This window comes from Streptomyces sp. NPDC001709 (assembly GCF_053596375.1).
The window spans coordinates 120,804-142,041 of record NZ_JBSFGB010000015.1; the positions used below are offsets into that span (position 1 = coordinate 120,804).

Here is a 21,238-nt window from a genome sequence, read left to right on the forward strand (position 1 = left end):
GCGTGGCTTCGGGCCTTCGTCACGCTAGAGCACGCAGTCGCCGAAAGACCTCTGTCAGCCCCTCAGTTCTTCCGGCGGAGTCCGCTTGCTGTCCACCTTGTCGATGCGGACCAGCTCCCCCCACACCACATACCGGTACTCCGACGTGTACACCGGCGTGCAGGTCGTCAGGGTGATGTAGTGGCCCGGCTTGGTCTTGCCGGACTCCTTCGGGATCGGGGAGACGACCTTGACGTTGTACTTCGAGGTCTCCGGGAGGATCGAGAAGACCTTGTAGACGTACCAGTCGTCCCGTGTCTCGAAGACGATCGGGTCGCCCGTCCGCACCTTGTCGATGTTGTGGAACTTCGCGCCGTGCCCGTCCCGGTGGGCGGCGAGGGTGAAGTTGCCGTTCTTGCCGGTCATGGGGAGCGTGGCCTTGACCGGGTCCGTGTAGTAGCCGGCCACGCCGTCGTTGAGGACGTCCGTGCCCGTGCCCTTCTCCACCAGGACCTCGCCGTTGTGCATCGAGGGCACGTGCAGGAAGCCGATGCCGTCCTTGGTGTCCAGCGCACCCGGACCGGAGTCCGTCGACTGGGCCCAGTGCTGACGGACCTTGTCGGCCTCCTTGTTCGCCTTGCGGTCCGCTATCACGTTCGTCCACCAGAGGGAGTAGACGACGAACAGGGCGAGCAACAGGCCCGCCGTGATGAGGAGTTCACCGAACACGCTGACCGCCGTCGCTATGCGGCCGGGACGCCGGCCGCGCGGGGCGGGACCCGGATCGGACGCGTCCGTGTGCTCTTCGGTGTCGTCGGCGGTCGCTGCCACAGTTTCCTCTGCCCCTACTCGCTTACTCGCTTCAGCCCTGCTCGATTCAGCCCTGCTCGATGAGCGCGTCCGGCTTGCCCTTGCTGCGCGGGCGTTCCTCGACCATCTTGCCCCAGACGATCAGCCGGTACTTGCTGGTGAACTCCGGCGTGCAGGTGGTCAGGGTGATGTAGCGGCCGGGTTGGGTGAAGCCCGAGCCCCTCGGAACGGGGTCCAGCACACTCGTGTTGGACGGCGAGGTCACCGGCAGCATCGAGGTCACCTTGTACACGAAGTACGTGTCCTGCGTCTCGACCACGACCGCGTCACCGGCCTGGAGCTTGTTGATGTACCGGAACGGCTCCCCGTGCGTATTGCGGTGCGCGGCGAGCCCGAAGTTACCGGTCTTCGCATCGGGCATCGCCGTCTTCAGCGGAGCCTCGCCGTAGTGCCCGACCATGCCCTTGTCGAGCACCTTCTCATTGCTGACGCCCTCCGCTATCGGCGCGACCACGTCCAGCTTGGGGATGTGCAGGATGGCGAAGCCCTGCCCCGGCGCGAACACCCCCGGACTGCGCTTGCCGCTGGCCCAGTCGTCCTGGAGCTGGTGCGTCTCGCTGCCCGCCTGCGCATGGGCACGGACATTGGTCCACCACAGCTGGTAGGTGACGAACAGCAGCATCAGCACGCCGGTGGTGATGAACACCTCGCCGATCGCCCGGCTCACGACCACGGCCGGACCCGGCCTGCGCAGCCGCGCCTGCCGCCGCGCCTCCACCCGGGTCAGCGGCCTGCCGGGCCCCCGGGTCCCGGCGGGCACCGCCTCCCGGCCGCCACCGTGGCGCCCACCGCGCCGCTTGGCGGCCTTTCTGCGGGCGGCACGGCCACCGACCGCCGATCCCGTACCGGAGGAGCCGGAAGGGGCCGCTGAGGCCCGTACGGGCCCGCTCTCCGGGCCACCCGGCGGCCCACCGGGCATCCGCAGCGCCATCGTCTCGTCGTCCAGGACGGGCCGATAAGGCTCCTCGTACGACTCGCCGTACGCCCCCTGCTGTGCCGCGCCCGCGCCCGCCGCGCCCCAGTCCCCCAACGCACCGGAAGCCCCGTACGACTGATCCCCGTACGAGGCATCGGTCTCGCGCTCCGGGCGCAGCGCGGTCACGCCGTGGCCCTGCCCACCACCGGGGCAAGCCCCGTCGACCTCGCCACGGCACCCTCGTCGCCGCACTCCACCAGCCAGTTGGCCAGCATCCGGTGCCCGTGCTCGGTCAGTACCGACTCGGGGTGGAACTGCACGCCCTCGACCGGGAGCTCACGATGGCGCAGGCCCATGATGATGCCGTCGTGCGTACGGGCCGTCACCTCCAGCTCGGCCGGAACCGTCCCCGGCTCGGCGGCCAGGGAGTGGTAGCGGGTCGCCGTGAACGGGGAGGGCAGGCCCGCGAAGACGCCCTTGCCCTCGTGCTCGACCAGCGAGGTCTTGCCGTGCAGCAGCTCCGGCGCCCGGTCCACCACACCGCCGTACGCCACCTGCATCGACTGCATGCCCAGGCACACCCCGAACACCGGCACCCCGGTCGAGGCACAGTGCCGGACCATGTCCACGCACACGCCCGCCTGCTCCGGCGTACCCGGCCCGGGCGAGAGCAGCACACCGTCGAAGCCGTCCTGGGCATGCGCGGTCGACACCTCGTCGTTGCGCAGCACCTCACACTCGGCGCCCAGCTGGTACAGGTACTGGACGAGGTTGAAGACGAAGCTGTCGTAGTTGTCGACGACCAGAATCCGCGCGCTCAATGGTTGTCCACCGTCACATCGTTGAAGGGCAGCAGCGGCTCGGCCCAGGGGAAGATGTACTGGAAGAGGATGTAGATCACGGCCAGGACCAGGACGAGGGAGATCAGCGCCCTCACCCATGCGTTTCCCGGCAGATGCCGCCAGATCCAGACATACATGCCGTTCCCTGCCGTCCCTTCCGTGTCCCCTACGGCACCAGACCCACGCCGTACGCCACCAGACTAACGGCGCAGAGCCTCCGGTTCGCCTGCCTCCACAGACTGTGTGGAGTCCAAGTGCGCCCAGACGATCAGCCGGTGGCTGTGCCCCCATTCCGGATCACACGTGGTCAGCGTCAGATACCGGCCCGGACGCGTATACCCGGACTTACGTGGCACAGGGTCGATCACCTCAACATCCGTGGGCACGGTTTTGTAAGGCCCTTTGTCGATCCGATACGTGAACCAGGTCGTCCCGTCCGTCAGGACCACGGCGTCCCCGGCCCGCAGCTCCGGGAAGTCCTTGAACGGATCGCCGTACGTGCGCCGGTGCCCGGCCACCGCGAAATTGCCCTCCTGACCCAACTGCGCGGTGCCCGCGTAGTGGGCGAGACCCTTCGCCAGCACGTCCCGGCCGGTGCCCTCCAGGACCGGCTTGTTCCACGTGAAACCAAGCCGCGGGATGTACATGATCGCGAAGGCCCTGCCGTAGCGGTACGGCGCCGGCCTGGTCACCGAGACCGTCTGCTCACCCGGGGCGGTGGCCGCCGGCCGCACGCTCCCCTTCGACCACTGCCGGTGCAACTGGTCGATCTGGTCGCTCATGGCCCCGTCCGCCCGCACCCCCGTCCAGAACAGCGCATAGGCAACGAAGAGCACGATCAGGGCGCCGACGGTGATGCACAGCTCGCTGACGGTCCGGACGATCACACGCACCGGCGCCTCCGTGACAAACGGCTGGCGAATGGCTGACGAACGACTACTGCACGGGCTTCGCGTAGTGCAGATCCACTGTGCCCGAGTAGCCGGGAAGAGTCACCGTCCCGTCGTCGGTGACTTTCCAGCCGAGGCCGTAGACATTGACGTACACCATGTAGGTCTGGATCGCCTTGCTCGCCGCCAGCGCCCGCTGCAACGTGCCCGGATCCCCCACCGCCGTGATCTTGTACGGCGGCGAGTAGACCCGGCCCTGGAGGATCAGGGTGTTGCCGACGCAGCGCACCGCACTGGTCGAGATCAGCCGCTGGTCCATGACCTTGATGCCCTGGGCGCCGCCCTGCCACAGGGCGTTCACCACGGCCTGCAGATCCTGCTGGTGGATGACCAGGTAGTCGGGCTGCGGCTCGGGATAGCCGGGGAGCTTGGCGGTGGCATTGGGCGGGGCGTCGTTGAGGGTGACGGTGATGGCCCGGCCGGTGAGCTTCTGGGTACCGGCGCCCTTCTCCAGCGCGCTCAGCCTGCGGTCCTGCGCCTTGCTGCCGCCGGCATCGCTCTCGGCCAGGGACTCCACACTCCCGCGCAGAGCCGCGTTGGACTCGTCCAGCCCCTTGTTCTTACGGCTGCGCTGCTGGATCAGGTCGGACAGCTTCAGCAGGGACCCGTCCTGACGGATGTCGGTGCCCTTGGCCGTGTTGAAGCTGGTGAAGAAGATCAGCCCGGCAAGGGCGAAGACGGCGGCCGTGAGCACCCGCACGGGGCGGAAGGGCAGGCGACGGCCTGGGCCGGAGCCCGTTGATTGCGTCCCGGGGGAGTCGGCAGAATTGCTCAACGGACCCTTATCTCCTTCAGCGCCACGGAAGCACTACGCTAACGGACGCCCGGGGGAGCACACAGAGTCGTCATGTTGGCCACTTGTACGCTGCCCCGAGCCCCGAACCGGTTACCTGCGCGGCCACGCAGCGCATCGACAGGAGAGACCCTCGTGCCGAAGTCACGTATCCGCAAGAAGGCCGACTACACGCCGCCGCCGGCGAAGCAGGCGCAGGCGATCAAGCTGAACAGCCGCAGCTGGGTCGCGCCCGTCATGCTGGCCATGTTCATCATCGGCCTGGCCTGGATCGTCGTCTTCTATGTGACAGACGGCTCCCTGCCCATCGACGCGCTGAACAACTGGAACATCGTGGTCGGCTTCGGCTTCATCGCCGCCGGCTTCGGCGTCTCCACGCAGTGGAAGTAGCTCTGCCCAGGGCTATCCAGCGAGTTATCCACAGCGGTTTTCCACATGGGGAAAAGAAAGACGATCTGTGGATAACTCATCGGGCGTTGACGCCGGTGTGACCGGCCCACTGTCCCCCATACACCTGTTCGCCCCCTGCCTGAGCTGGGAAAACACATCCGAGCGGCAGGGGGCACAGTTGTACCCGCACGCGATGCACAAGATCCGCCACAGGCTGTGGACAACGGTTCGGTATCAGGTGAGCTGAGCGGTCCTGACCAGCGTGAGCACCACCACGACGGCGAGCAGGACCGCACAGGTGCCGTACTGGACGAGTGCTCGCTTCTGGCGCGGCGCGTGGACCATGGCGTAGCCGGTGACGACGCCGGCGACCAGGCCGCCGATGTGGGCCTGCCAGGCGATGTTGAAGCCCGGGGTGAAGGTGATGATCAGGTTGATCACCAGTATGGCGGCGAGCGGGCGCAGGTCGTAGTTGAGGCGGCGCATCAGCACGCCGGTCGCGCCGAAGAGGCCGAAGATCGCTCCGGAGGCGCCGAGCGAGGGGGCGTTGGGCTCGGCCAGCAGATAGGTGAGCGCGCTGCCGGCCAGGCCGGAGACGAAGTACAGCGCTAGGTAGCGGGCGCGGCCGAGGGCGGCTTCCAGGGGGCCGCCGATCCACCACAGGCTGAGCATGTTGAAGAGGATGTGGGCGTAGCCGCCGTGCAGGAACATCGCGGTCAGCAGGCGGTAGTACTGGCCTTCGGCGATGCCTTCGACCGGGCCGAAGGGGGAGTACTGGGCTCGGCCGATCAGTTCGAACTTGTCGGTGAAGCTGTTGCCCGCGGAGAGCTGTACCAGGTACACGGCGAGGTTGATGCCGATGAGCACCTTGGTGAGCAGGCGGGGGTCGGCCGTGATGGTGCCGCCGGCGACCGTGCGGGGCTGGGAGGCCGTGGGTGTGTGTCCGGTGCCGCTGCCGCTGCGTACGCATTCGGGGCATTGGAAGCCGACGGAGGCGCTGATCATGCACTCGGGGCAGATGGGGCGCTCGCAGCGGGTGCAGCGCACGCCGGTTTCGCGGTCCGGGTGGCGGTAGCACACGGGCACGCGGTGGGCGTCCTGCGTGCTGCCTTCGGCCTGCTCCATCGGTTCCCCTTGCTCGTCGTGGGACTGCCCCGGCAATGCCCCGCCCCGCTCATCCTTGGTACGGACGAGCGGGGCGATTGGTTCCCTGCGGGATATTCCGGCCGGGGCGGTGGGCTCAGCCCTCGCGCTTCTCGACGACGACGGACTCGATGACGACGTCGTTGACGGGTCGGTCGTTGCGCCCGGTGGGCACGTCGATGATGGCGTCGACGACCTTCCGGCTGGCCGGGTCGGCGACCTCGCCGAAGATGGTGTGCTTGCGGTTCAGCCACGTCGTCGGGGCGACGGTGATGAAGAACTGCGAGCCGTTGGTGCCCGGGCCGGCGTTGGCCATGGCCAGGAGGTAGGGCTTGTTGAAGGACAGGTCGGGGTGGAACTCGTCCCCGAACTTGTAGCCGGGGCCGCCGATGCCGGTGCCCAGCGGGTCGCCGCCCTGGATCATGAAGCCGCTGATGACGCGGTGGAAGATGGTGCCGTTGTACAGCGGCTTCTTGCTCTTCTCGCCCGTGCCGGGGTGCGTCCACTCGCGCTCGCCCTGAGCCAGCTCGACGAAGTTCTTGACCGTTTCCGGCGCGTGGTTCGGGAAAAGCTGGACCACGATGTCGCCGTGGTTGGTCTTCAGGGTGGCGTAAAGCTGCTCGGCCACGATCTGCCTTCCGTTGTCTTCCTGTGACTCCCCGATCCTCGCACGGCCCGGCTCGTACGTCGCCCGGCGGCCATGAGTTCCGCCCGGGAGGCAGCGCGCGGCGGGGTTTCGTGGCAGTGTCGACGGGAGGCTCGGGTTGCCCGGTATTCGCCCGGAATCGAGCTGAAGGAAGGGATCGGCACCCATATGCCCGCCCTCGCATGCCGCGTGGGCTGCCTGCAGGCATGATCCGTAAAAGGGTGGAAAGTCGAAATACCGTACGCCACCGAGGAGGAGGAACCCGTGACCCGCATCGACAGCGTGCGCGCCGCGACCGGCTCGGCGAAGGACAGCGTGCTGCACGCCGCGGAAGTGGTGGCGCCTTACGCCGACACGGCGAAGGAGCGTGCGGCGCTCTACGCGCAGGAGGCACGCGTGCGGCTCGCGCCCGTGGTGTCGCAGGCCGCAGAGCAGGCCCGTGTGCAGTACGACGCCCGGCTCGCCCCGCGTCTGGAGCAGGCGCGTGCACATGTGCCGCCGAAGGTGGACGTGGCGGCTCAGGAGGCCGCCGTCCGTGCCCGTAAGGCCGCCCGGCAGGCGGCGGAGTACTCGCGCCAAGCGGCCGAGTACTCGCGTCCGAGGATCGAGCATGCCGTGGCGGTGACCGCTCCGGTCCGTGAGGAGGCCGCCGCGCGTGGTGCCGCTGCCCTGGCGGCGTTGCGCGGTCAGGTCTCGGCGGAGGAGATCCAGAAACTGGCCCGCAGGAACGCGCGCCGGTCCAGGGCGGGCCGGGCCGTGAAGGTGCTGGCGCTGCTTTCGGCGGTGGCCGGTGGTGCGTTCGCCGCCTGGAAGTGGTGGGACAAGCAGGCCAACCCCGACTGGCTGGTCGAACCGCCCGCCGCGACGGAGGTGCCGGAGTCGGGTGGCCGGCTCAGTTCGGTGGACGGCACCGGCACCTCGGACCTGGACCCGGAGGTTCAGGCGAAGCAGGCGGAGGAGGACGCCGCGCACCGCGACGACCAGCAGTAGCTCCGTCCGGGCGGGTATCGCGGGACGTGGCTGGATAACGTCGGCCGTCAAACGGGCCGTGGGCAAGGCGAGTTGAGGCTCTCGCCGTGCCCACGGCCCGTTTCACGTGAAACCACGGCTCATTCATAACGCCGGGTTATGGATTTCTGACGGCTCCCCGACGGCACGCAGGTGGCCGAATACTCCTCGTCACCCCACCCGTCCCACCCACGCCCGGAGGCATCATGCGCTCGGCGTCGCTCCTCGCCATCCTGTCCGCCCTGCTCGCCTTGACCGTCGTTCCCGCCCAGCCCGCCCACGCGAACAACGGGAGTACTTCCGCGTGTGCGCTGCAAGGGACGACCGGTTATACCGACGAAGGCCAGCAGACCGACTACACACGGTTCCAGAACCCGGTCGGCACCAAGCACGTGGCCGTGATCTACGTGGACTTCCCCGACGCTGCCGGCACCTCCCTGCCCCTGACTCCGTACTACAACCAGCTGTCGGGAGCGGCCGACTGGATGTGGAACGCCTCCCACGGCACGACATGGCTCGATCTCCAGGCCCCGTACGGCAACTGGGTGCGCATGCCGAAGAACTCCACCGAGTACAACTGGGAGCGTGGGTTCTCCTGGTCGACGCACCGGACCTATGTGGAGGACGCGCTGAGCGGCGCCGCGGACGCCGGCGTGGACCTGTCCCGGTACGACATGTTCTACATCGTGCCGACCAGCACCGCGGCCGCGATCGGTCACTCCCCCACCTTCATCCAGGACCCGGCTCAGCCGACGCAGGTGTGGAACCGGGCGACCGGGAGCCAGGTGACGGTCCACTGGGCGGTGACCTTCGGCCAGGACATGTGGCGCTGGGGCTACAAGGTCGCCGATCACGAGACCGGCCACACCTTCGGCCTGCCCGACCTCTACGCCTTCAGCGGCGATCAGAACCAGTACGTCGGCGGCTGGGACCTCATGGGCCTGATCTCGGGCCCGTCCCCGCAGTACTTCGGCTGGGAGGCGTGGAAGTTCGGCTGGATCACCGATTCCCAGGTCTCCTGCCTGTCCACGGCGAACACGTACTCCACGACCCTGAACGGGGTGGAATACGGGGGCAGTGGCTACAAGCTGGCGGTGATCAAGACCAGCGACACCACCGCCTACGTCGCCGAGTCCCGCAAGGCCGCCTACGCCGACTCCGGCGCGTGTTCCACCGGCGTCGTCATCTACAAGGTGGACACCTCTGCCGTCACCGGCGGCGGGCCGATCCGGGTGGTCGCCAACCCCGATGCCGCCGCCCCCACGGGGAACTGCACCGCGCTGGACATGCAGACCTGGAAGCCGGGCCAGTGGTTCGAGGACAGCGCCGCACGCATCCGGATCTACGTGAACGGCTCGGACGCGTACAACGACACCGTCTGGACGTACAAGTGGTGACCGGCGGCCGGCCGCACGGCCGGGACCAGCGTCCATAACCCGATGTTCTGGGAATCCGAGAGCTGTCCGTGAGGGCCGGCCGCCCCCACCCTTGACCCAAGCCGCTGTGAAATGTCACATCGTATAGGAGGCATCGTGAGAGCACGACGATGCGGGACGGTCATGGCTGTCGCCCTCGGGCTCGTCACCGTCGCCGGCTGCGGGGGAGCCGGCGACGGGGGGCGGAGCGGACCCGCGAGCAAGGGGGGCACCCTTCATGTGCTGTCCTCCCTCGACCTGGAGCACCTCGACCCGGCCCGCAACTACGTCACCTCCTCCGAGGACGTGGGCCGCCTCATCTACCGGACGCTGACGACCTACGCGGCGGCGCCAGGACCGGCCGGCGGGAAGATCGTGCCGGATCTGGCGACGGACACCGGCCGCCCCAGCGACGGGGCCCGTACCTGGACCTTCACGCTCAAGGCGGGGGTGAGGTTCGAGGACGGCCGGTCGATCACCAGCCGGGACATCAAGTACGGGGTCGAGCGGTCGTTCGCCGCGGAACTCCCCGAGGGGCCGCCGTACGCGCGGATGTGGCTTGCGGGGGGCCGGAGTTACAAGGGTCCCTACAAGGACAAGCGCGGGCTCGCCTCGATCGGGACCCCCGATGACAGGACGATCGTCTTCAAGCTCGTCCGTCCGGTGGCCGACTTCGGTTCGGCGGTGTCACTGCCGATCTTCGCCCCGGTTCCGCGCGACAAGGACACCGGCGTCCGCTACGACAGCAGGCCCTTCTCCTCCGGCCCGTACAAGATCGGGTCCTTCGAGCCCAAGAAGCAGCTGACGCTGGTCCGCAACACCTACTGGAGCCGGTCGACCGACGCGGTGCGGCGGGGCCTGCCGGACAAGGTCGTCATCGATCTCGATCTCGACCCGGCCGTGGTCGACCAGCGGCTCATCGCCGCTCAGGGAGCGGACGCCGACGCCGTCGCCTTCGAGCCGGTCGGACCGGCCTCGGTCGGGCCGGTGATGTCCAACCCCGCGGTGCGGGCCCGGCTGGTCACCGGCGAGTCGATCAACACGCGGTATCTGAGCATCAACACCCGGCACAAGCCGCTCGACGACGTCAGGGTGCGGCGGGCGATCGCCTACGCGCTGGACAAGGACGCCCTGCGCACGGCTCGGGGCGGCCCGATCGCCGGCCGGCTCGCCACCACCCTGCTGCCGCCGTCGCTGCCCGGCGCCGTCACCGACGATCCCTTCCCGAGCCCGGACGGAAAGGGCGATCCGGCCAAGGCCAAGGCGCTGCTGGCCCAGGCCGGCCATGCCTCGGGCCTGACCCTCACCCTCGACACCCCGGCCACCGCCGGCGGCCAGACGCAGGGCGAGGCCGTGCAGGCGTCGCTGGCCAGGGCCGGGATCAAGGTGAAGATCAACGCGATCAGCTCGTCGGCGTTCTACAGCACGGTGGGGAACACCGCCCAGGAGCACGACCTGGTGATCGACGGCTGGACCCCCGACTGGCCCGGCGCCTCCACCTATCTGCCGCTCGTCTTCGACGGCCGGCTGATCACCCCCGAGGGCAACAACGACCACGCCCAGTACGACTCCGCCAAGGTCGACGCGAGCATCGACCGGATCGCCGGGATGAAGGACCCGGCGGCCGCCGCGAAGGCCTACGGCGAACTGGCCGGGCGGATCATGCAAGACGTGCCGGTCGTGCCGTTCCTGTGGGACAAGGCGGCCGTCCTGACCGGGCCTCATGTCACCGGCGCCTACGGGCACATCGCCTACGTCGGGCGGCTGGATCTGGTCTCCCTGGGGCTGCGCAAGTGACCGCCACGCTCCCCGCCCCGGTGCCGTCCGAAGCGCCGCCCCGCATCGGGCCCCACGACACGTCCGTGCTGCGCCGGCTGCTGGCACAGCGCTCCGCCACCGTCGCGCTGACGGTGGTCGTGCTCCTGGTGCTGATCGCCCTCGCGGCCCCGCTGATCGCCTGGGCCGCGGGCACATCCCCGACCGAGTTCCACTCCGAAGCGGTGGACCCGGCGCTCGGCGGACTGCCACGCGGCACCGCGGGCGGGGTCAGCTCCGAGCACTGGCTGGGCGTCGAGCCCGGCAGCGGCCGGGACATCCTGGCCCGTGTCGTCTACGGCGCCCGGGTCTCCCTGCTGATCGCCCTGCTCGCCACCGTCCTGTCGGTGGCGCTCGGGACGGCGCTCGGGCTGGCGGCCGGGTTCTTCGGCGGCTGGACCGACACGGTCGTCGGCAGGCTGATGGACCTGCTGATGTCCTTCCCCGCCCTGATCTTCATGATCGCGCTGATCTCCGCGGCCCCGGGCGTGAACCGGCAGCTGCTGCTGGTCGTCGTGCTCGGCTTCTTCGGCTGGCCCTACGTCGGCCGGATCGTGCGCGGCCAGGCGATGGTGCTGGCCCGCGGTGAGTTCGTGGCCGCGGCCCGGGTGCTGGGCGCCTCCCGCAGCGCGCTGCTGGTGCGGGAGGTGCTGCCCAACCTGAGCGGGCCGATCCTCGTGGTGGCGACCATGTCGATCCCCGGCTATGTCGCCACCGAGGCGGGCCTGTCCTTCCTCGGCATCGGGGTACGCCCGCCGACCCCCTCGTGGGGCCAGATGATCGCCTCCGCGGTGCCGTGGTACGCCGCCGACCCCGTCTATTTCCTCGTCCCAGGCGCCTTCCTGTTCGTCACCGTGCTCGCCTTCAACATCCTGGGCGACGCCGTACGGGACGCGCTCGATCCCCGGAGCCGCCGCCGATGATCCTCTATGCCCTGCGCAGACTGGGCGCGACGGCGGCGATCCTGCTCGTCGTCTGCGCGGCCACCTTCGCGATCTTCTACCTGATGCCCGCCGACCCGGCCCAGGGCGCCTGCGGCAAGGCGTGCAGCCCGGAGCGGATCGCCGAGATCCGCACCACGCTCGGCCTGAACCACTCGGTGTTCGCGCAGTTCCGTGACTACCTCGTCGGCATGGTGGCCGGTCGCACGTACGGCACCGGGGCGCATGCCGTGCAGTGTCCCGCGCCCTGTCTGGGCTTCAGCTTCCAGACCGATCAGCCGGTGTGGCGGATGCTCACGGACCGGCTGCCGGTCAGCGTCTCCATCGCCGTGGGTGCGGCGGTGCTGTGGCTGCTCGTCGGCGTCACGGCGGGTGTGATCTCCGCTCTGCGCCGCGGCAGCCTGTGGGACCGGGCGGCGATGACGGCCGCGCTCGGCGGTGTCTCGCTGCCCATCTACTTCACCGCCCTGGTCCTCCAGTACCTGCTCGTCGTCAAGCTCGGTCTGCTGCCCTATCCGCAGGCGATCCCGCTCACCTCGGACCCGGTCGGCTGGGCGCAGTCCATGGTCATGCCGTGGATCACGCTGGCGATGCTCTACGCCGGGGTCTACGCCCGGATCACCCGTGGCGAGATGCTCGACAGCCTCGGCCAGAACTACGTCCGCACCGCCCGCGCCAAGGGCCTGCCCGAGCCGACCGTGCTGCGCCGGCATGCGCTGCGGCCGGCGCTGATGCCCATCGTGACGATCTTCGGCATGGATCTCGGCGCGCTGCTCGGCGGCGCCCTCATCACCGAGTCGGTCTTCGGCCTGCCCGGCGTGGGAAAGCTCGCGGCCGACGCGATCAACAGCGCCGACCAGCCGGTGATCCTCGGCGTGACGCTGTTCGCCGCGGCCTTCGTCGTGCTCGCCAACGTCGCGGTGGACCTGGTCTACGCGCTCCTGGACCCGAGAGTGAGGGCCGTGGGATGACCCTGCTGACCGTACGTGACCTGACCGTCGGCTTCGCGGGCGGCGTACGCGCCGTGGACGGACTCGACCTGGACCTGGCGGCCGGGGCGGTGCTCGGCGTGGTCGGTGAGTCGGGCAGCGGCAAGTCAGTGACCAGCCTGGCCGTCATGGGCCTGCTGCCCGATGCCCGGGTCACCGGTGACATCCGGTTCGACGGGCAGCGGCTGTCCGGCCTGGACCGGCGGGCGCTGCGCCGGCTGCGCGGCGACCGGATCGCGATGATCTTCCAGGACCCGCTGTCCTGCCTCAACCCGTACTACCCGGTGGGCTTCCAGATCGCCGAGGCCTACCGTGCGCACCGCCGGGCCGGACGCCGGGAGGGACACCGGATCGCGGTACGGATGCTGGACCGGGTCGGCATCCCCGAGCCCGAGCGGCGCGCCCGCGCCTACCCGCACGAGTTCTCCGGCGGCATGCGCCAGCGCGTGATGATCGCGATGGCCCTGTGCCTGGAACCCGACCTGCTCATCGCCGACGAGCCGACCACCGCGCTCGACGTGACCGTGCAGGCCCAGATCCTGGATCTGCTGCGGGAACTGCGGGAGCAGTCCGGCACCGCCATCATGCTCATCACCCACGACATGGGCGTGGTCGCCGGACTGGCCGACGAGGTCGTCGTGATGCACGGCGGGCGCGCGGTCGAACGAGGAACCGTCCGCGATGTGTTCTACCGGCCGCGGGACGCCTACACCAAGGGCCTGCTCGCCTGCGTACCCCGCGTCGACGGGCCGCTGCCCGATCGGCTGCCCACCGTGTCGGCGCCGGAGGTGACGGCGTGAACAACCTGAACAGCGAGAACAGCCTGAACGGCGGGCACGCACCGCTGCTCGAAGCACGCGACCTGGTCAAGCGGTTCCCCGTACGGCACGGCCTGACCCGGCGGCTCGCCGGACACGTCAGGGCGGTCGACGGTGTGTCCCTGCGGGTGGCCGCGGGGGAGACGCTGGGCCTGGTCGGCGAGTCCGGCTGCGGCAAGTCCACGGTCGCCCGGCTGCTGACCCGGCTCATCGAGCCCACCTCGGGCACGATCTCCGTGGCGGGCAGCGAACTGACCACGCTGGACGAGCGGTCGACGCGACCGGTGCGCCGCGACCTGCAGATGATCTTCCAGGACCCGTTCTCCTCGCTCAACCCCCGCCAGACCGTCCGGCAGATCCTCGCCGCCCCGTACCGCTACCAGGGGCTGACCCCCCGCGAACCGGTGGAGGAGCTGCTGGAGCGGGTGGGCCTCAGGCCGGAGCACGCGGCCCGCTATCCCCACGAGTTCTCCGGCGGCCAGGCCCAGCGCATCGGTATCGCCCGGGCGCTGGCGCTGCGGCCGAAACTCGTGGTGTGCGACGAGCCCGTCTCGGCGCTCGACGTGTCGGTCCAGGCGCAGATCCTCAACCTGCTCAAGGACCTGCAGCAGGAGTACGGGCTCGCCTACCTGTTCATCGCGCACGACCTCGGTGCCGTCCGTCAGATCAGCACCCGTGTCGCCGTGATGTACCTGGGCACGGTCGTGGAGACGGCCGACCGGGACACGCTCTACGGCGGTGCCGCGCACCCCTACACCCACGCCCTGCTCTCCGCCGTACCGCTGCCCGACCCGGACGCCGAACGCACCCGCGAACGGATCGTCCTGAGCGGCGATCTGCCCAGCCCGCTAGATCCGCCCAGCGGCTGTCCGTTCCGCACCCGCTGCCCCAGGGCGGCCGGCCCGTGCGCCGCCGAGCGGCCCGTGCTCCGCACGATCGGCCCGGGCCATGAGGTCGCCTGCCACTATCCCGAGCCGCTGACCCAGCCGCTTCCGGATCCGTCCACCCAGGAAAGGGCCGTATGAGCCGCACCTACCGTCTGCCCGGCCTCGCCGTGACCGACCACACGTTCACCGTGCCGCTGGACCACGCCGACCCCGCGGGAGCCTCGATCCGGGTGTTCGCCCGGGAAGTGTGCGACCCCGCGCGCGCCGGCGAGCGACTGCCCTGGCTGCTGTATCTGCAAGGCGGCCCCGGCGGCAAGTCGCCCAGGCCGCTGAACGCCACCAGCGGCTGGCTCGCCCGTGCCGTCAGGACCCACCGGGTACTGCTGCTGGATCAGCGCGGCACCGGCCGCAGCACCCCGGTCACGGCCCGGTCGGCGGGACGGTTCCCCGATGCCCGGGAGCTGGCCGGCCATCTCGCCCTGTTCCGCGCGGACTCGATCGTCGCCGACGCGGAGTTGATCCGGCGTCAGCTGTGCGGGGACGAGCCGTGGGAGACGCTCGGTCAGAGCTACGGCGGCTTCCTCACCCTCACCTACCTCTCCCGAGCGCCCGAGGGACTGCGCGCCTGCTACATCACCGGCGGCCTGCCCGGCCTGGACGCCACCGCCGACGACGTCTACGCGGCGACGTATCCCCTGGTCAGGCAGAAGGTGACCGCGTTCTACGACCGTTACCCCGGTGACCGCGAGCTGGTCCGGCGGATCGCCGATCTGCTCGGCCTGCGCACGGTGCGGCTGCCGGACGGCGACCGGCTCACGGTCCGGCGGCTGCGCACCCTCGGCCTGATGCTGGGGATGGGCGACGGAGCCGAGCGCCTGCACTGGCTGCTGGACGAGGCCCTGGGCGCCGACGGCGACCTCTCGGCGACCTTCCTGCAGCAGGTGACGAACCTGACCGGGCTCGTCGACAACCCGCTCTTCGCCGTGCTCCAGGAAGCCTGCTTCGCACAGGGCGGCAAGCCCACCGGCTGGGCCGCCGAACGCGCGATCGCCGGACGCCCGGAGTTCGCCGAGGACGCCGACCCGCTGCTGTTCACCGGCGAGATGTTCTACCCCTGGATGTACGAGGAGATCGCCGGGCTGCGGCCGTTCCGCGATGCGGCCCGGCTGCTGGCCGAGCGGACCGACTGGCCCGACCTGTACTCCCCCGCGCGGCTGGCGGCCAACCGGGTGCCGGTGGCGGCCGCGATCTACCACGACGACATGTACGTGCCCACCGAGCTGTCCCTGCCGACCGCGCGCTCGGTCGGTGCGCTGCGCGCCTGGGTCACCAACGAGTGGGAGCACGACGGGGTGAGCGCGTCCGGCGCGGGCGTGCTGTCCCGCCTGTTCGACATGGCCGCCGGACGGGCCTGACACCAACCCGAAGGAGAGACGAGGGACATGTCCAGATCCACCAAGAGCCTCAGGGACATCAAAAGTCTGAGTCTCAGAGACGTCAAAAGCCTCAGGGACATCAAGAGCCTCAAGGCCCTTGCCGCCGGCACCGCGGCGACGGCGTTGCTGACGCTCGGCGCCGCCGCTCCCAGCGCGCACGCGGCGCAGGACCCGGCGCACGCCACCGCCGCGGCCACCGACTGCGCCCTCCCCGGCCGGACCGGCTGGACCGACGAGGGCCACGGCACCGACTACACCCAGTTCCAGCGGCCCATCGGCACCAAGCGCGTCCTCATGCTGTTCGTCGACTTCCCCGACGCCCCGGCCGCGGGCCCCACCACCGACTACTACCGGCAACTCGCCCCGGCCGCCGACTGGATGAGGCGCGACTCCTACGGCCGGACCGGGCTCGACATCACCCCGCTGGACCGGTGGATACGGATGCCGCAGGACTCCGCCAGCTACGGCTTCCAGCGCGGGATCACCTTCGAGCAGCACGAGGCGTACGTCCGGCAGGCGGTGGCGGCCGCCGACCCGTACGCCGACTTCTCCCGGTACGACCTGGTCTACATCGTCCCGGCGAAGTCCGCCTCGGCGATCAGCTTCTCGCCGACGTACCTGTACGACCCCACCACCGCGGGCATCACCGCCGACGGCAAGCGCGTCAAGTGGGCGGTGACGTTCGGGCAGGACATGTGGCACTGGGGCTTCAAGGTCGCCGACCACGAGACCGGTCACACCTTCGGCCTGCCCGACCTCTACGCGTTCACCGGCACCGACTACCACCGCTTCGTCGGCGGCTGGGACCTCATGGGCGACATCGCCGGCGCCGCCCCGCAGCACCTCGGCTGGGAGCGGTGGAAGTTCGGCTGGATCGACGACCGCCAGGTCGCCTGCCTCCCCTCGGCCGGAAGCCGCACGGTCGACCTGAAGGCGGTCGAGAGCCCGGGCGGTACGAAGATCGCGGTGATCCGCACCTCGGACACCACCGCCTACGTGGCCGAGTCCCGCAGGGCCGTCGGCGCGGACGCCAAGACCTGTTCCACCGGCGTGCTCGTCTACAAGGTGGACTCCGCCGCCCAGACCGGCGACGGCCCGGTCCGGATCGTGAACGGCAATCCCGGCGCCACCCCGCCCTCGGGCTGCCGGGCCCTGGACATGGCGGCCTTCCACGCCGGGCAGTCCTTCACCGATCCCGCGACCGGAGTACGCATCGACGTGGACAGCGGCGCCTCCCTCCATGACCGGATCTCGATCACCAGGAACTGAGACCGGGTGCGGGCGCGGTGGCTCACCGCGTCATCCGCAGCGCCTGAGGATGACGCTCGCGCCACCGGGCGTACGCCGGAGCCGCGGCACAAGTGGCCAGATATCCCTCGGCGACCCGCCGGACGATGTCGTCGCCGTGCTCGGCCAGCGGCCCGTCCCGGCGCCAGGCGAGCACATGGCGGTACCAGAGCGGATTGCCGGCGAGCGGGCGCACGGCGACGCCGGGCACCTCGATGAAGGTCGCCTGGCAGAGGCTGACGGCCAGGCCCGCCCGGACGATGTCGATCAGCTGCCGGCCTTCGGCCTCGTAGGGGGTGTGGGGCTGACGGCCCGTCCGGGAGAAGACGGACGCCCAGTACTCCCGGGTGCGGTCGCTGTCCGGGTGGGGCATGGCCCAGTCGTCCTCCATGAGGTCCGTCAGGCTCGTCTCGTCGCGGCCGGCCAGCGGGTGGCCGGCCGGGAGGAGCGCGAAGACGGGCTCGGTGACGACCGGGTGCAGGACGACTCCCTCGCGCGGCGGAAGCTCGTGGCCGGGGTTGTCGCCAAGGACCGCCGCCTCCAGGCGCCCCGCCGCGAGGTCGTCCAGCAGGGGCGAGGGGGAGTACTGGCAGCGGGTCGTCACCTGCGAGCCCGGGACCGACTCCCTTGCCGCCACGACGAGATCGGCCAGCAGCGGCGCGCCCACCGAGCCGAGCCGGATGCGCCCGGGGGCGGTTCCGCAGCGGGCGGCGCGGGCGGTGTCGGCCAGCAGTCCCTCGATGCCCGGGAGGATGGCCCACGCGCGCGTGAGCACCAGCTCCCCCAGCGCGGTGGGCACGGCGCCGGCCTGTCCGCGGTCGAAGATCGGCCCGCCCAGCATGGCCTCGATACGCCGCAGTTGGGCGCTGAGCCCGGGCTGGGTCATACACAGCGAGGCGGCGGCGCGGGTCAGACTTCCGGCCTCCGCGATCGCACAGATCACTCGCAAATGCCGTACCTCGAGATCCATGGCGCGGATGGTAAGGAGCGGCGGTGGCCTTTCGGCAGGGGTCGGCGCATCACAGTCCCATATGAAATGTCACACGTGACCCGAGAGTTATGGGTCGGAAACCCTTGGCAGGAGCAATGCAATGTGAAATGGTACTGCGCGTGCCCACGAGCGATTCGTCAGACGTCATCGTCGTCGGAGCGGGAATGGTCGGCGCGGCCTGCGCCTACTACGCCGCCCGCGCCGGTCTCTCGGTCACCGTGGTCGACCGCGGCGCCGTCGCCGGCGGGACCACGGGTGCGGGGGAGGGAAACCTCCTGGTCTCCGACAAGGAACCGGGCCCCGAACTCGAACTCGCGCTGCTGTCCGCCCGCCTGTGGCGGGAACTGGCAGAGGCCCTCCCCGCGCGGATCGAGTACGAGGCCAAGGGCGGCCTGGTCGTCGCCTCCGACCCGGCGGGGACGGCCGCCCTGCGGGACTTCGCGGCCGGTCAGCGCGAGGCCGGGGTCCAGGCGCAGGAGATCCCCGCCGACCGGCTCGCCGACCTGGAGCCACACCTCGCCCCCACCCTGGCGGGCGGCGTCCACTACCCCCAGGACGCCCAGGTCCAGCCCGCCCTCGCGGCGGCGCACCTGCTGCGTGCCGCACGCGCGCGGACCCGCCTCGGCGAAGAGGTGACGCATCTGCTCACCGGGGCGAACGGCGAAGTGACCGGGGTGCGGACGGCGACCGGCGCCCTGCACGCCCCGCACGTGGTCAACGCGGCCGGTGCCTGGGCCGGCGAACTGGCCCGGCGCGCGGGTACGGAGCTGCCCGTCCTGCCCCGCCGCGGCTTCGTCCTCGTCACCGAACCACTGCCGCGCGTGGTGCGGCACAAGGTGTACGCGGCGGACTACGTCGCCGACGTGGCGAGCGGGTCCGCCGCGCTGCAGACCTCGGCCGTGGTCGAGGGAACCCCGTCGGGCCCGGTGCTGATCGGCGCCAGCCGTGAGCGGGTGGGCTTCGACCGCACGCTGTCGGCCGAGGTGCTGCACCGCCTCGCCGCCCAGGCCACCGCCCTGTTCCCGGTACTGGCCGGGGTACGGGCGATCCGCACCTACGCCGGATTCCGCCCCTACCTTCCCGACCACCTGCCGGCGATCGGCCCCGATCCCCGCGTACCGGGGCTGCTGCACGCCTGCGGCCACGAAGGCGCGGGCATCGGACTGGCTCCCGCCACCGGCCTGCTCATCGCCCGTCTCCTGACCGCGAAGCAACCTCCCATGGCCGTCGGCCCGTTCAGCCCCGGCCGGTTCACGCCCGCCCCCTGACCGTCCGCTCTTCGAGAGGAGGCCGCAGTGGCCCGTACCCCCGGTGAACTGGTCGGGGCACGCCCCGGTCCGCCGTTCGAGATCACCGTCGACGGCCGCACCGTCACCGCGCTGCCCGGACAGTCCATCGCCGCCGTCCTGTGGGGCGCCGGCATCCTCGCCTGGCGCACCACGCGGAACACCGGTCGCCCGCGCGGCGCCTTCTGCGGCATCGGGCAGTGCTACGACTGCCTGGCCACCGTCAACGGCGAGCCCAACCGGCGGGTCTGCCTGCTGCCCGCGCGTCCCGGCGACGCGATCACCACCCAGGAGGGACACGGCCATGCCGGGATCGGCGTCTGAACCCGACGAGCGGCTCGACAACCAACTCGACCTCGCCGACCGCGTGTACGACCTCGCGGTGATCGGCGCGGGCAGCGCCGGACTCGCCGGCGCGGTCGCCGCGTCGGACCTCGGCCTGTCCGTCGCCCTGCTGGACGCCTCGGCGCAGACCGGCGGCCAGTTCTACCGGCATCCCGCGCCCGCCCTCGGCGCCGTACGACCGCAGGCCCTGCACCACGACTGGGCCGCCTTCACCGATCTGCGCCGCCGTCTGGAGGCGAGCGGTGTCGCCCAGCTCCTCGGGCATCACGTGTGGAGCGTGCTGCCCGAGAGCGGGGAGCTGTGGGCAGTGCACGCCGTCACCGGCGCCGACGGCGAAGGGGAGCGGCCGGTACGGGTGCGGGCCCGCGCGGTCCTGCTCGGCACCGGGGCCTACGAGCGGCAACTGCCCTTCCCCGGCTGGACGCTGCCCGGCGTGGTGGGTGCCGGGGGCGCCCAGGCCATGCTGAAGTCCGGGCTCGTGCTGCCGGGCAAGCGGGTCGTCGTCGCGGGCAGCGGGCCGCTGCTCCTCGCCGTCGCCTCCTCACTGGCCACGGCCGGGGCACGTGTCCCCGCCGTCGTCGAGGCATCCGGCTACCTCGGGTACGCCCGCCACCCACGCGCCCTCGCCGTCAACCCCGGCAAGCTCGCCGAGGCCGTCGTACACGGATCGGTGCTGCTGCGCCACCGCGTGCGGCTGCGCACCCGCAGCGCGGTCACCGAGGTGCACGGCGACGACCGGGTGGCGGCCGTGACCGTCTCCCGGGTCGACGCGCGATGGCGACCGGTACCGGGAACGGGACGGCGCATCGCGTGCGACGCACTGGCCGTGGGGCACGGGCTGGTCCCGCAGATCGACCTGGCCACCAGCCTCGGCTGCGCGACCCGGCACACCCCCGACGCGACCTGTGCCCTCGCCCTGGACGACCTGCAGGAGACATCGGTCCCCGGCATCTGGGCGGCCGGCGAGACCGGTGGCATCGGTGGCGCCCCGCTCTCCCGTGCGGAGGGCGAGCTGGCGGGCATCGCGGTCGCCGCCCGGCTGCACGGCAAACCGTCCCTCACCGGATCCCGGCGGGTGCGTGAACTGCGCCGCCGCCGGGACCGGATGCGGGCCTTCGCCGACGCCATGGCCCTCGCGCACACCCCCGGCCCGGGCTGGACCGAGTGGCTCACCGACGACACGGACGTGTGCCGCTGCGAGGAGGTGACCGCCGGCCGCATCCGGGAGGCGGTGGCCGACTTCGGCGCCCGCGACGCCCGTACGGCCAAGCTCCTCACCCGGGCGGGCATGGGCTGGTGCCAGGGCCGCGTGTGCGGGGCGGCCGTGGCCTGTCTCGCGGCACGCGGCGGCGACGGCACGGTGCCGCCGTCCGCCGAGCGCCGGCCGCTCGCCGTGCCGGTGCCCCTCGCGGCGCTCGCCTCGCTCGACGAACCGGACCGCTGAACCAATCGGCATCACTCCGTCCGCATCACTCGGCATCACTCCGCACT

The 21,238-nt window shown here is 70.8% G+C and carries 22 protein-coding genes; 13 read left to right on the top strand and 9 right to left on the bottom strand.

The features are described 5' to 3' along the window. Positions 1-54: 54 nt before the first annotated feature. The 6 genes from ACWC0C_RS22695 to ACWC0C_RS22720 form a co-directional block, all read right to left on the bottom strand. Positions 55-810 (bottom strand): class E sortase, encoded by a 756-nt coding sequence (locus ACWC0C_RS22695; protein ID WP_450865436.1) that lies wholly within the window; start codon positions 808-810, stop codon positions 55-57. 46 nt (positions 811-856) lie between these two features. Further along, positions 857-1,951, bottom strand: coding sequence for a class E sortase (locus ACWC0C_RS22700; protein WP_449194923.1), 1,095 nt, complete (start codon positions 1,949-1,951; stop codon positions 857-859). Then, positions 1,948-2,586 carry an aminodeoxychorismate/anthranilate synthase component II gene (locus ACWC0C_RS22705; RefSeq protein ID WP_449194924.1) on the bottom strand — a complete coding sequence of 213 codons (639 nt, stop codon included), beginning with the start codon at positions 2,584-2,586 and terminating at the stop codon, positions 1,948-1,950. The genes ACWC0C_RS22700 and ACWC0C_RS22705 overlap by 4 nt, the downstream gene beginning before the upstream one ends. After that, positions 2,583-2,744, bottom strand: a complete 162-nt coding sequence (locus ACWC0C_RS22710; protein ID WP_449194925.1) for a hypothetical protein — start codon at positions 2,742-2,744, stop codon at positions 2,583-2,585. Before ACWC0C_RS22710 ends, ACWC0C_RS22705 begins: the two co-directional genes overlap by 4 nt. Positions 2,745-2,807: 63 nt before the next feature. Further along, positions 2,808-3,500, bottom strand: coding sequence for a class E sortase (locus ACWC0C_RS22715; protein WP_450865439.1), 693 nt, complete (start codon positions 3,498-3,500; stop codon positions 2,808-2,810). 43 nt (positions 3,501-3,543) lie between these two features. Continuing rightward, a complete protein-coding gene (locus ACWC0C_RS22720) occupies positions 3,544-4,332 on the bottom strand; it encodes a DUF881 domain-containing protein (RefSeq protein WP_450865441.1) in 789 nt (262 codons plus the stop codon). Between the two features lie 153 nt (positions 4,333-4,485). On the opposite strand from ACWC0C_RS22720, the gene crgA reads away from it, so the two are divergent. Further along, entirely contained in the window at positions 4,486-4,740 is a 255-nt protein-coding gene (gene crgA, locus ACWC0C_RS22725; RefSeq protein WP_449194928.1) for a cell division protein CrgA, read from the top strand. A gap of 234 nt (positions 4,741-4,974) precedes the next feature. Here the strand turns inward: crgA and ACWC0C_RS22730 are convergent, their stop codons facing one another. Both ACWC0C_RS22730 and ACWC0C_RS22735 read right to left on the bottom strand, forming a co-directional pair. Next, complete coding sequence (locus tag ACWC0C_RS22730; RefSeq protein WP_450865443.1) at positions 4,975-5,865, bottom strand: rhomboid family intramembrane serine protease; 891 nt, start codon at positions 5,863-5,865, stop codon at positions 4,975-4,977. Between the two features lie 115 nt (positions 5,866-5,980). Beyond that, complete coding sequence (locus ACWC0C_RS22735; RefSeq protein ID WP_450865445.1) at positions 5,981-6,511, bottom strand: peptidylprolyl isomerase; 531 nt, start codon at positions 6,509-6,511, stop codon at positions 5,981-5,983. A gap of 282 nt (positions 6,512-6,793) precedes the next feature. Between ACWC0C_RS22735 and ACWC0C_RS22740 the strand changes: the two genes are divergently transcribed. The 9 genes from ACWC0C_RS22740 (at position 6,794) to ACWC0C_RS22780 (ending at position 17,107) form a co-directional block, all read left to right on the top strand. Continuing rightward, on the top strand, positions 6,794-7,519 hold the full coding sequence (locus tag ACWC0C_RS22740; RefSeq protein ID WP_450865446.1) for a DUF5324 family protein: 726 nt from the start codon (positions 6,794-6,796) through the stop codon (positions 7,517-7,519). 224 nt (positions 7,520-7,743) lie between these two features. Next, positions 7,744-8,934, top strand: a complete 1,191-nt coding sequence (locus tag ACWC0C_RS22745; protein ID WP_450865448.1) for a M6 family metalloprotease domain-containing protein — start codon at positions 7,744-7,746, stop codon at positions 8,932-8,934. Positions 8,935-9,069: 135 nt separating this feature from the next. After that, positions 9,070-10,749: an ABC transporter substrate-binding protein gene (locus tag ACWC0C_RS22750; protein WP_450865450.1), complete on the top strand. Its 1,680-nt coding sequence runs from the start codon at positions 9,070-9,072 to the stop codon at positions 10,747-10,749. Next, positions 10,746-11,690 carry an ABC transporter permease gene (locus ACWC0C_RS22755; RefSeq protein ID WP_449194934.1) on the top strand — a complete coding sequence of 315 codons (945 nt, stop codon included), beginning with the start codon at positions 10,746-10,748 and terminating at the stop codon, positions 11,688-11,690. Before ACWC0C_RS22750 ends, ACWC0C_RS22755 begins: the two co-directional genes overlap by 4 nt. Continuing rightward, the gene (locus ACWC0C_RS22760; RefSeq protein WP_449194935.1) at positions 11,687-12,679 is read left to right on the top strand and encodes an ABC transporter permease; all 993 of its coding nucleotides are present in this window, start codon (positions 11,687-11,689) and stop codon (positions 12,677-12,679) included. Before ACWC0C_RS22755 ends, ACWC0C_RS22760 begins: the two co-directional genes overlap by 4 nt. Beyond that, complete coding sequence (locus ACWC0C_RS22765) at positions 12,676-13,497, top strand: ABC transporter ATP-binding protein (RefSeq protein WP_450865452.1); 822 nt, start codon at positions 12,676-12,678, stop codon at positions 13,495-13,497. The genes ACWC0C_RS22760 and ACWC0C_RS22765 overlap by 4 nt, the downstream gene beginning before the upstream one ends. Continuing rightward, entirely contained in the window at positions 13,494-14,540 is a 1,047-nt protein-coding gene (locus ACWC0C_RS22770; RefSeq protein WP_450865454.1) for an ABC transporter ATP-binding protein, read from the top strand. Before ACWC0C_RS22765 ends, ACWC0C_RS22770 begins: the two co-directional genes overlap by 4 nt. Beyond that, entirely contained in the window at positions 14,537-15,817 is a 1,281-nt protein-coding gene (locus ACWC0C_RS22775) for an alpha/beta fold hydrolase (RefSeq protein ID WP_450865456.1), read from the top strand. The genes ACWC0C_RS22770 and ACWC0C_RS22775 overlap by 4 nt, the downstream gene beginning before the upstream one ends. Before the next feature lie 27 nt (positions 15,818-15,844). Further along, on the top strand, positions 15,845-17,107 hold the full coding sequence (locus ACWC0C_RS22780; protein WP_450865457.1) for a M6 family metalloprotease domain-containing protein: 1,263 nt from the start codon (positions 15,845-15,847) through the stop codon (positions 17,105-17,107). A 22-nt stretch (positions 17,108-17,129) separates the two neighbouring features. Here ACWC0C_RS22780 and ACWC0C_RS22785 read toward each other — a convergent pair whose 3' ends face one another. Then, positions 17,130-18,095, bottom strand: coding sequence for a LysR family transcriptional regulator (locus ACWC0C_RS22785; RefSeq protein ID WP_449194940.1), 966 nt, complete (start codon positions 18,093-18,095; stop codon positions 17,130-17,132). A 140-nt stretch (positions 18,096-18,235) separates the two neighbouring features. On the opposite strand from ACWC0C_RS22785, the gene ACWC0C_RS22790 reads away from it, so the two are divergent. Genes ACWC0C_RS22790 through ACWC0C_RS22800 form a run of 3 tightly spaced genes read left to right on the top strand, consistent with a single transcriptional unit; the run spans position 18,236 to position 21,191 of the window. Continuing rightward, entirely contained in the window at positions 18,236-19,384 is a 1,149-nt protein-coding gene (locus tag ACWC0C_RS22790) for an NAD(P)/FAD-dependent oxidoreductase (RefSeq protein WP_450865459.1), read from the top strand. A 27-nt stretch (positions 19,385-19,411) separates the two neighbouring features. Further along, positions 19,412-19,726 (top strand): (2Fe-2S)-binding protein, encoded by a 315-nt coding sequence (locus tag ACWC0C_RS22795; protein ID WP_449194942.1) that lies wholly within the window; start codon positions 19,412-19,414, stop codon positions 19,724-19,726. Continuing rightward, complete coding sequence (locus ACWC0C_RS22800; protein ID WP_450865461.1) at positions 19,707-21,191, top strand: FAD/NAD(P)-dependent oxidoreductase; 1,485 nt, start codon at positions 19,707-19,709, stop codon at positions 21,189-21,191. Before ACWC0C_RS22795 ends, ACWC0C_RS22800 begins: the two co-directional genes overlap by 20 nt. The last annotated feature ends 47 nt before the right edge of the window (positions 21,192-21,238 follow it).

Bases quoted from the DNA above. Each gene is read 5' to 3' on its own strand.
- ACWC0C_RS22710 (WP_449194925.1), bottom strand. From the start codon at position 2,744: ATGTATGTCTGGATCTGGCGGCATCTGCCGGGAAACGCATGGGTGAGG.
- ACWC0C_RS22730 (WP_450865443.1), bottom strand. From the start codon at position 5,865: ATGGAGCAGGCCGAAGGCAGCACGCAGGACGCCCACCGCGTGCCCGTG.
- ACWC0C_RS22745 (WP_450865448.1), top strand. From the start codon at position 7,744: ATGCGCTCGGCGTCGCTCCTCGCCATCCTGTCCGCCCTGCTCGCCTTG.
- ACWC0C_RS22760 (WP_449194935.1), top strand. From the start codon at position 11,687: ATGATCCTCTATGCCCTGCGCAGACTGGGCGCGACGGCGGCGATCCTG.
- ACWC0C_RS22765 (WP_450865452.1), top strand. From the start codon at position 12,676: ATGACCCTGCTGACCGTACGTGACCTGACCGTCGGCTTCGCGGGCGGC.
- ACWC0C_RS22775 (WP_450865456.1), top strand. From the start codon at position 14,537: ATGAGCCGCACCTACCGTCTGCCCGGCCTCGCCGTGACCGACCACACG.
- ACWC0C_RS22780 (WP_450865457.1), top strand. From the start codon at position 15,845: ATGTCCAGATCCACCAAGAGCCTCAGGGACATCAAAAGTCTGAGTCTC.
- ACWC0C_RS22785 (WP_449194940.1), bottom strand. From the start codon at position 18,095: ATGGATCTCGAGGTACGGCATTTGCGAGTGATCTGTGCGATCGCGGAG.
- ACWC0C_RS22800 (WP_450865461.1), top strand. From the start codon at position 19,707: ATGCCGGGATCGGCGTCTGAACCCGACGAGCGGCTCGACAACCAACTC.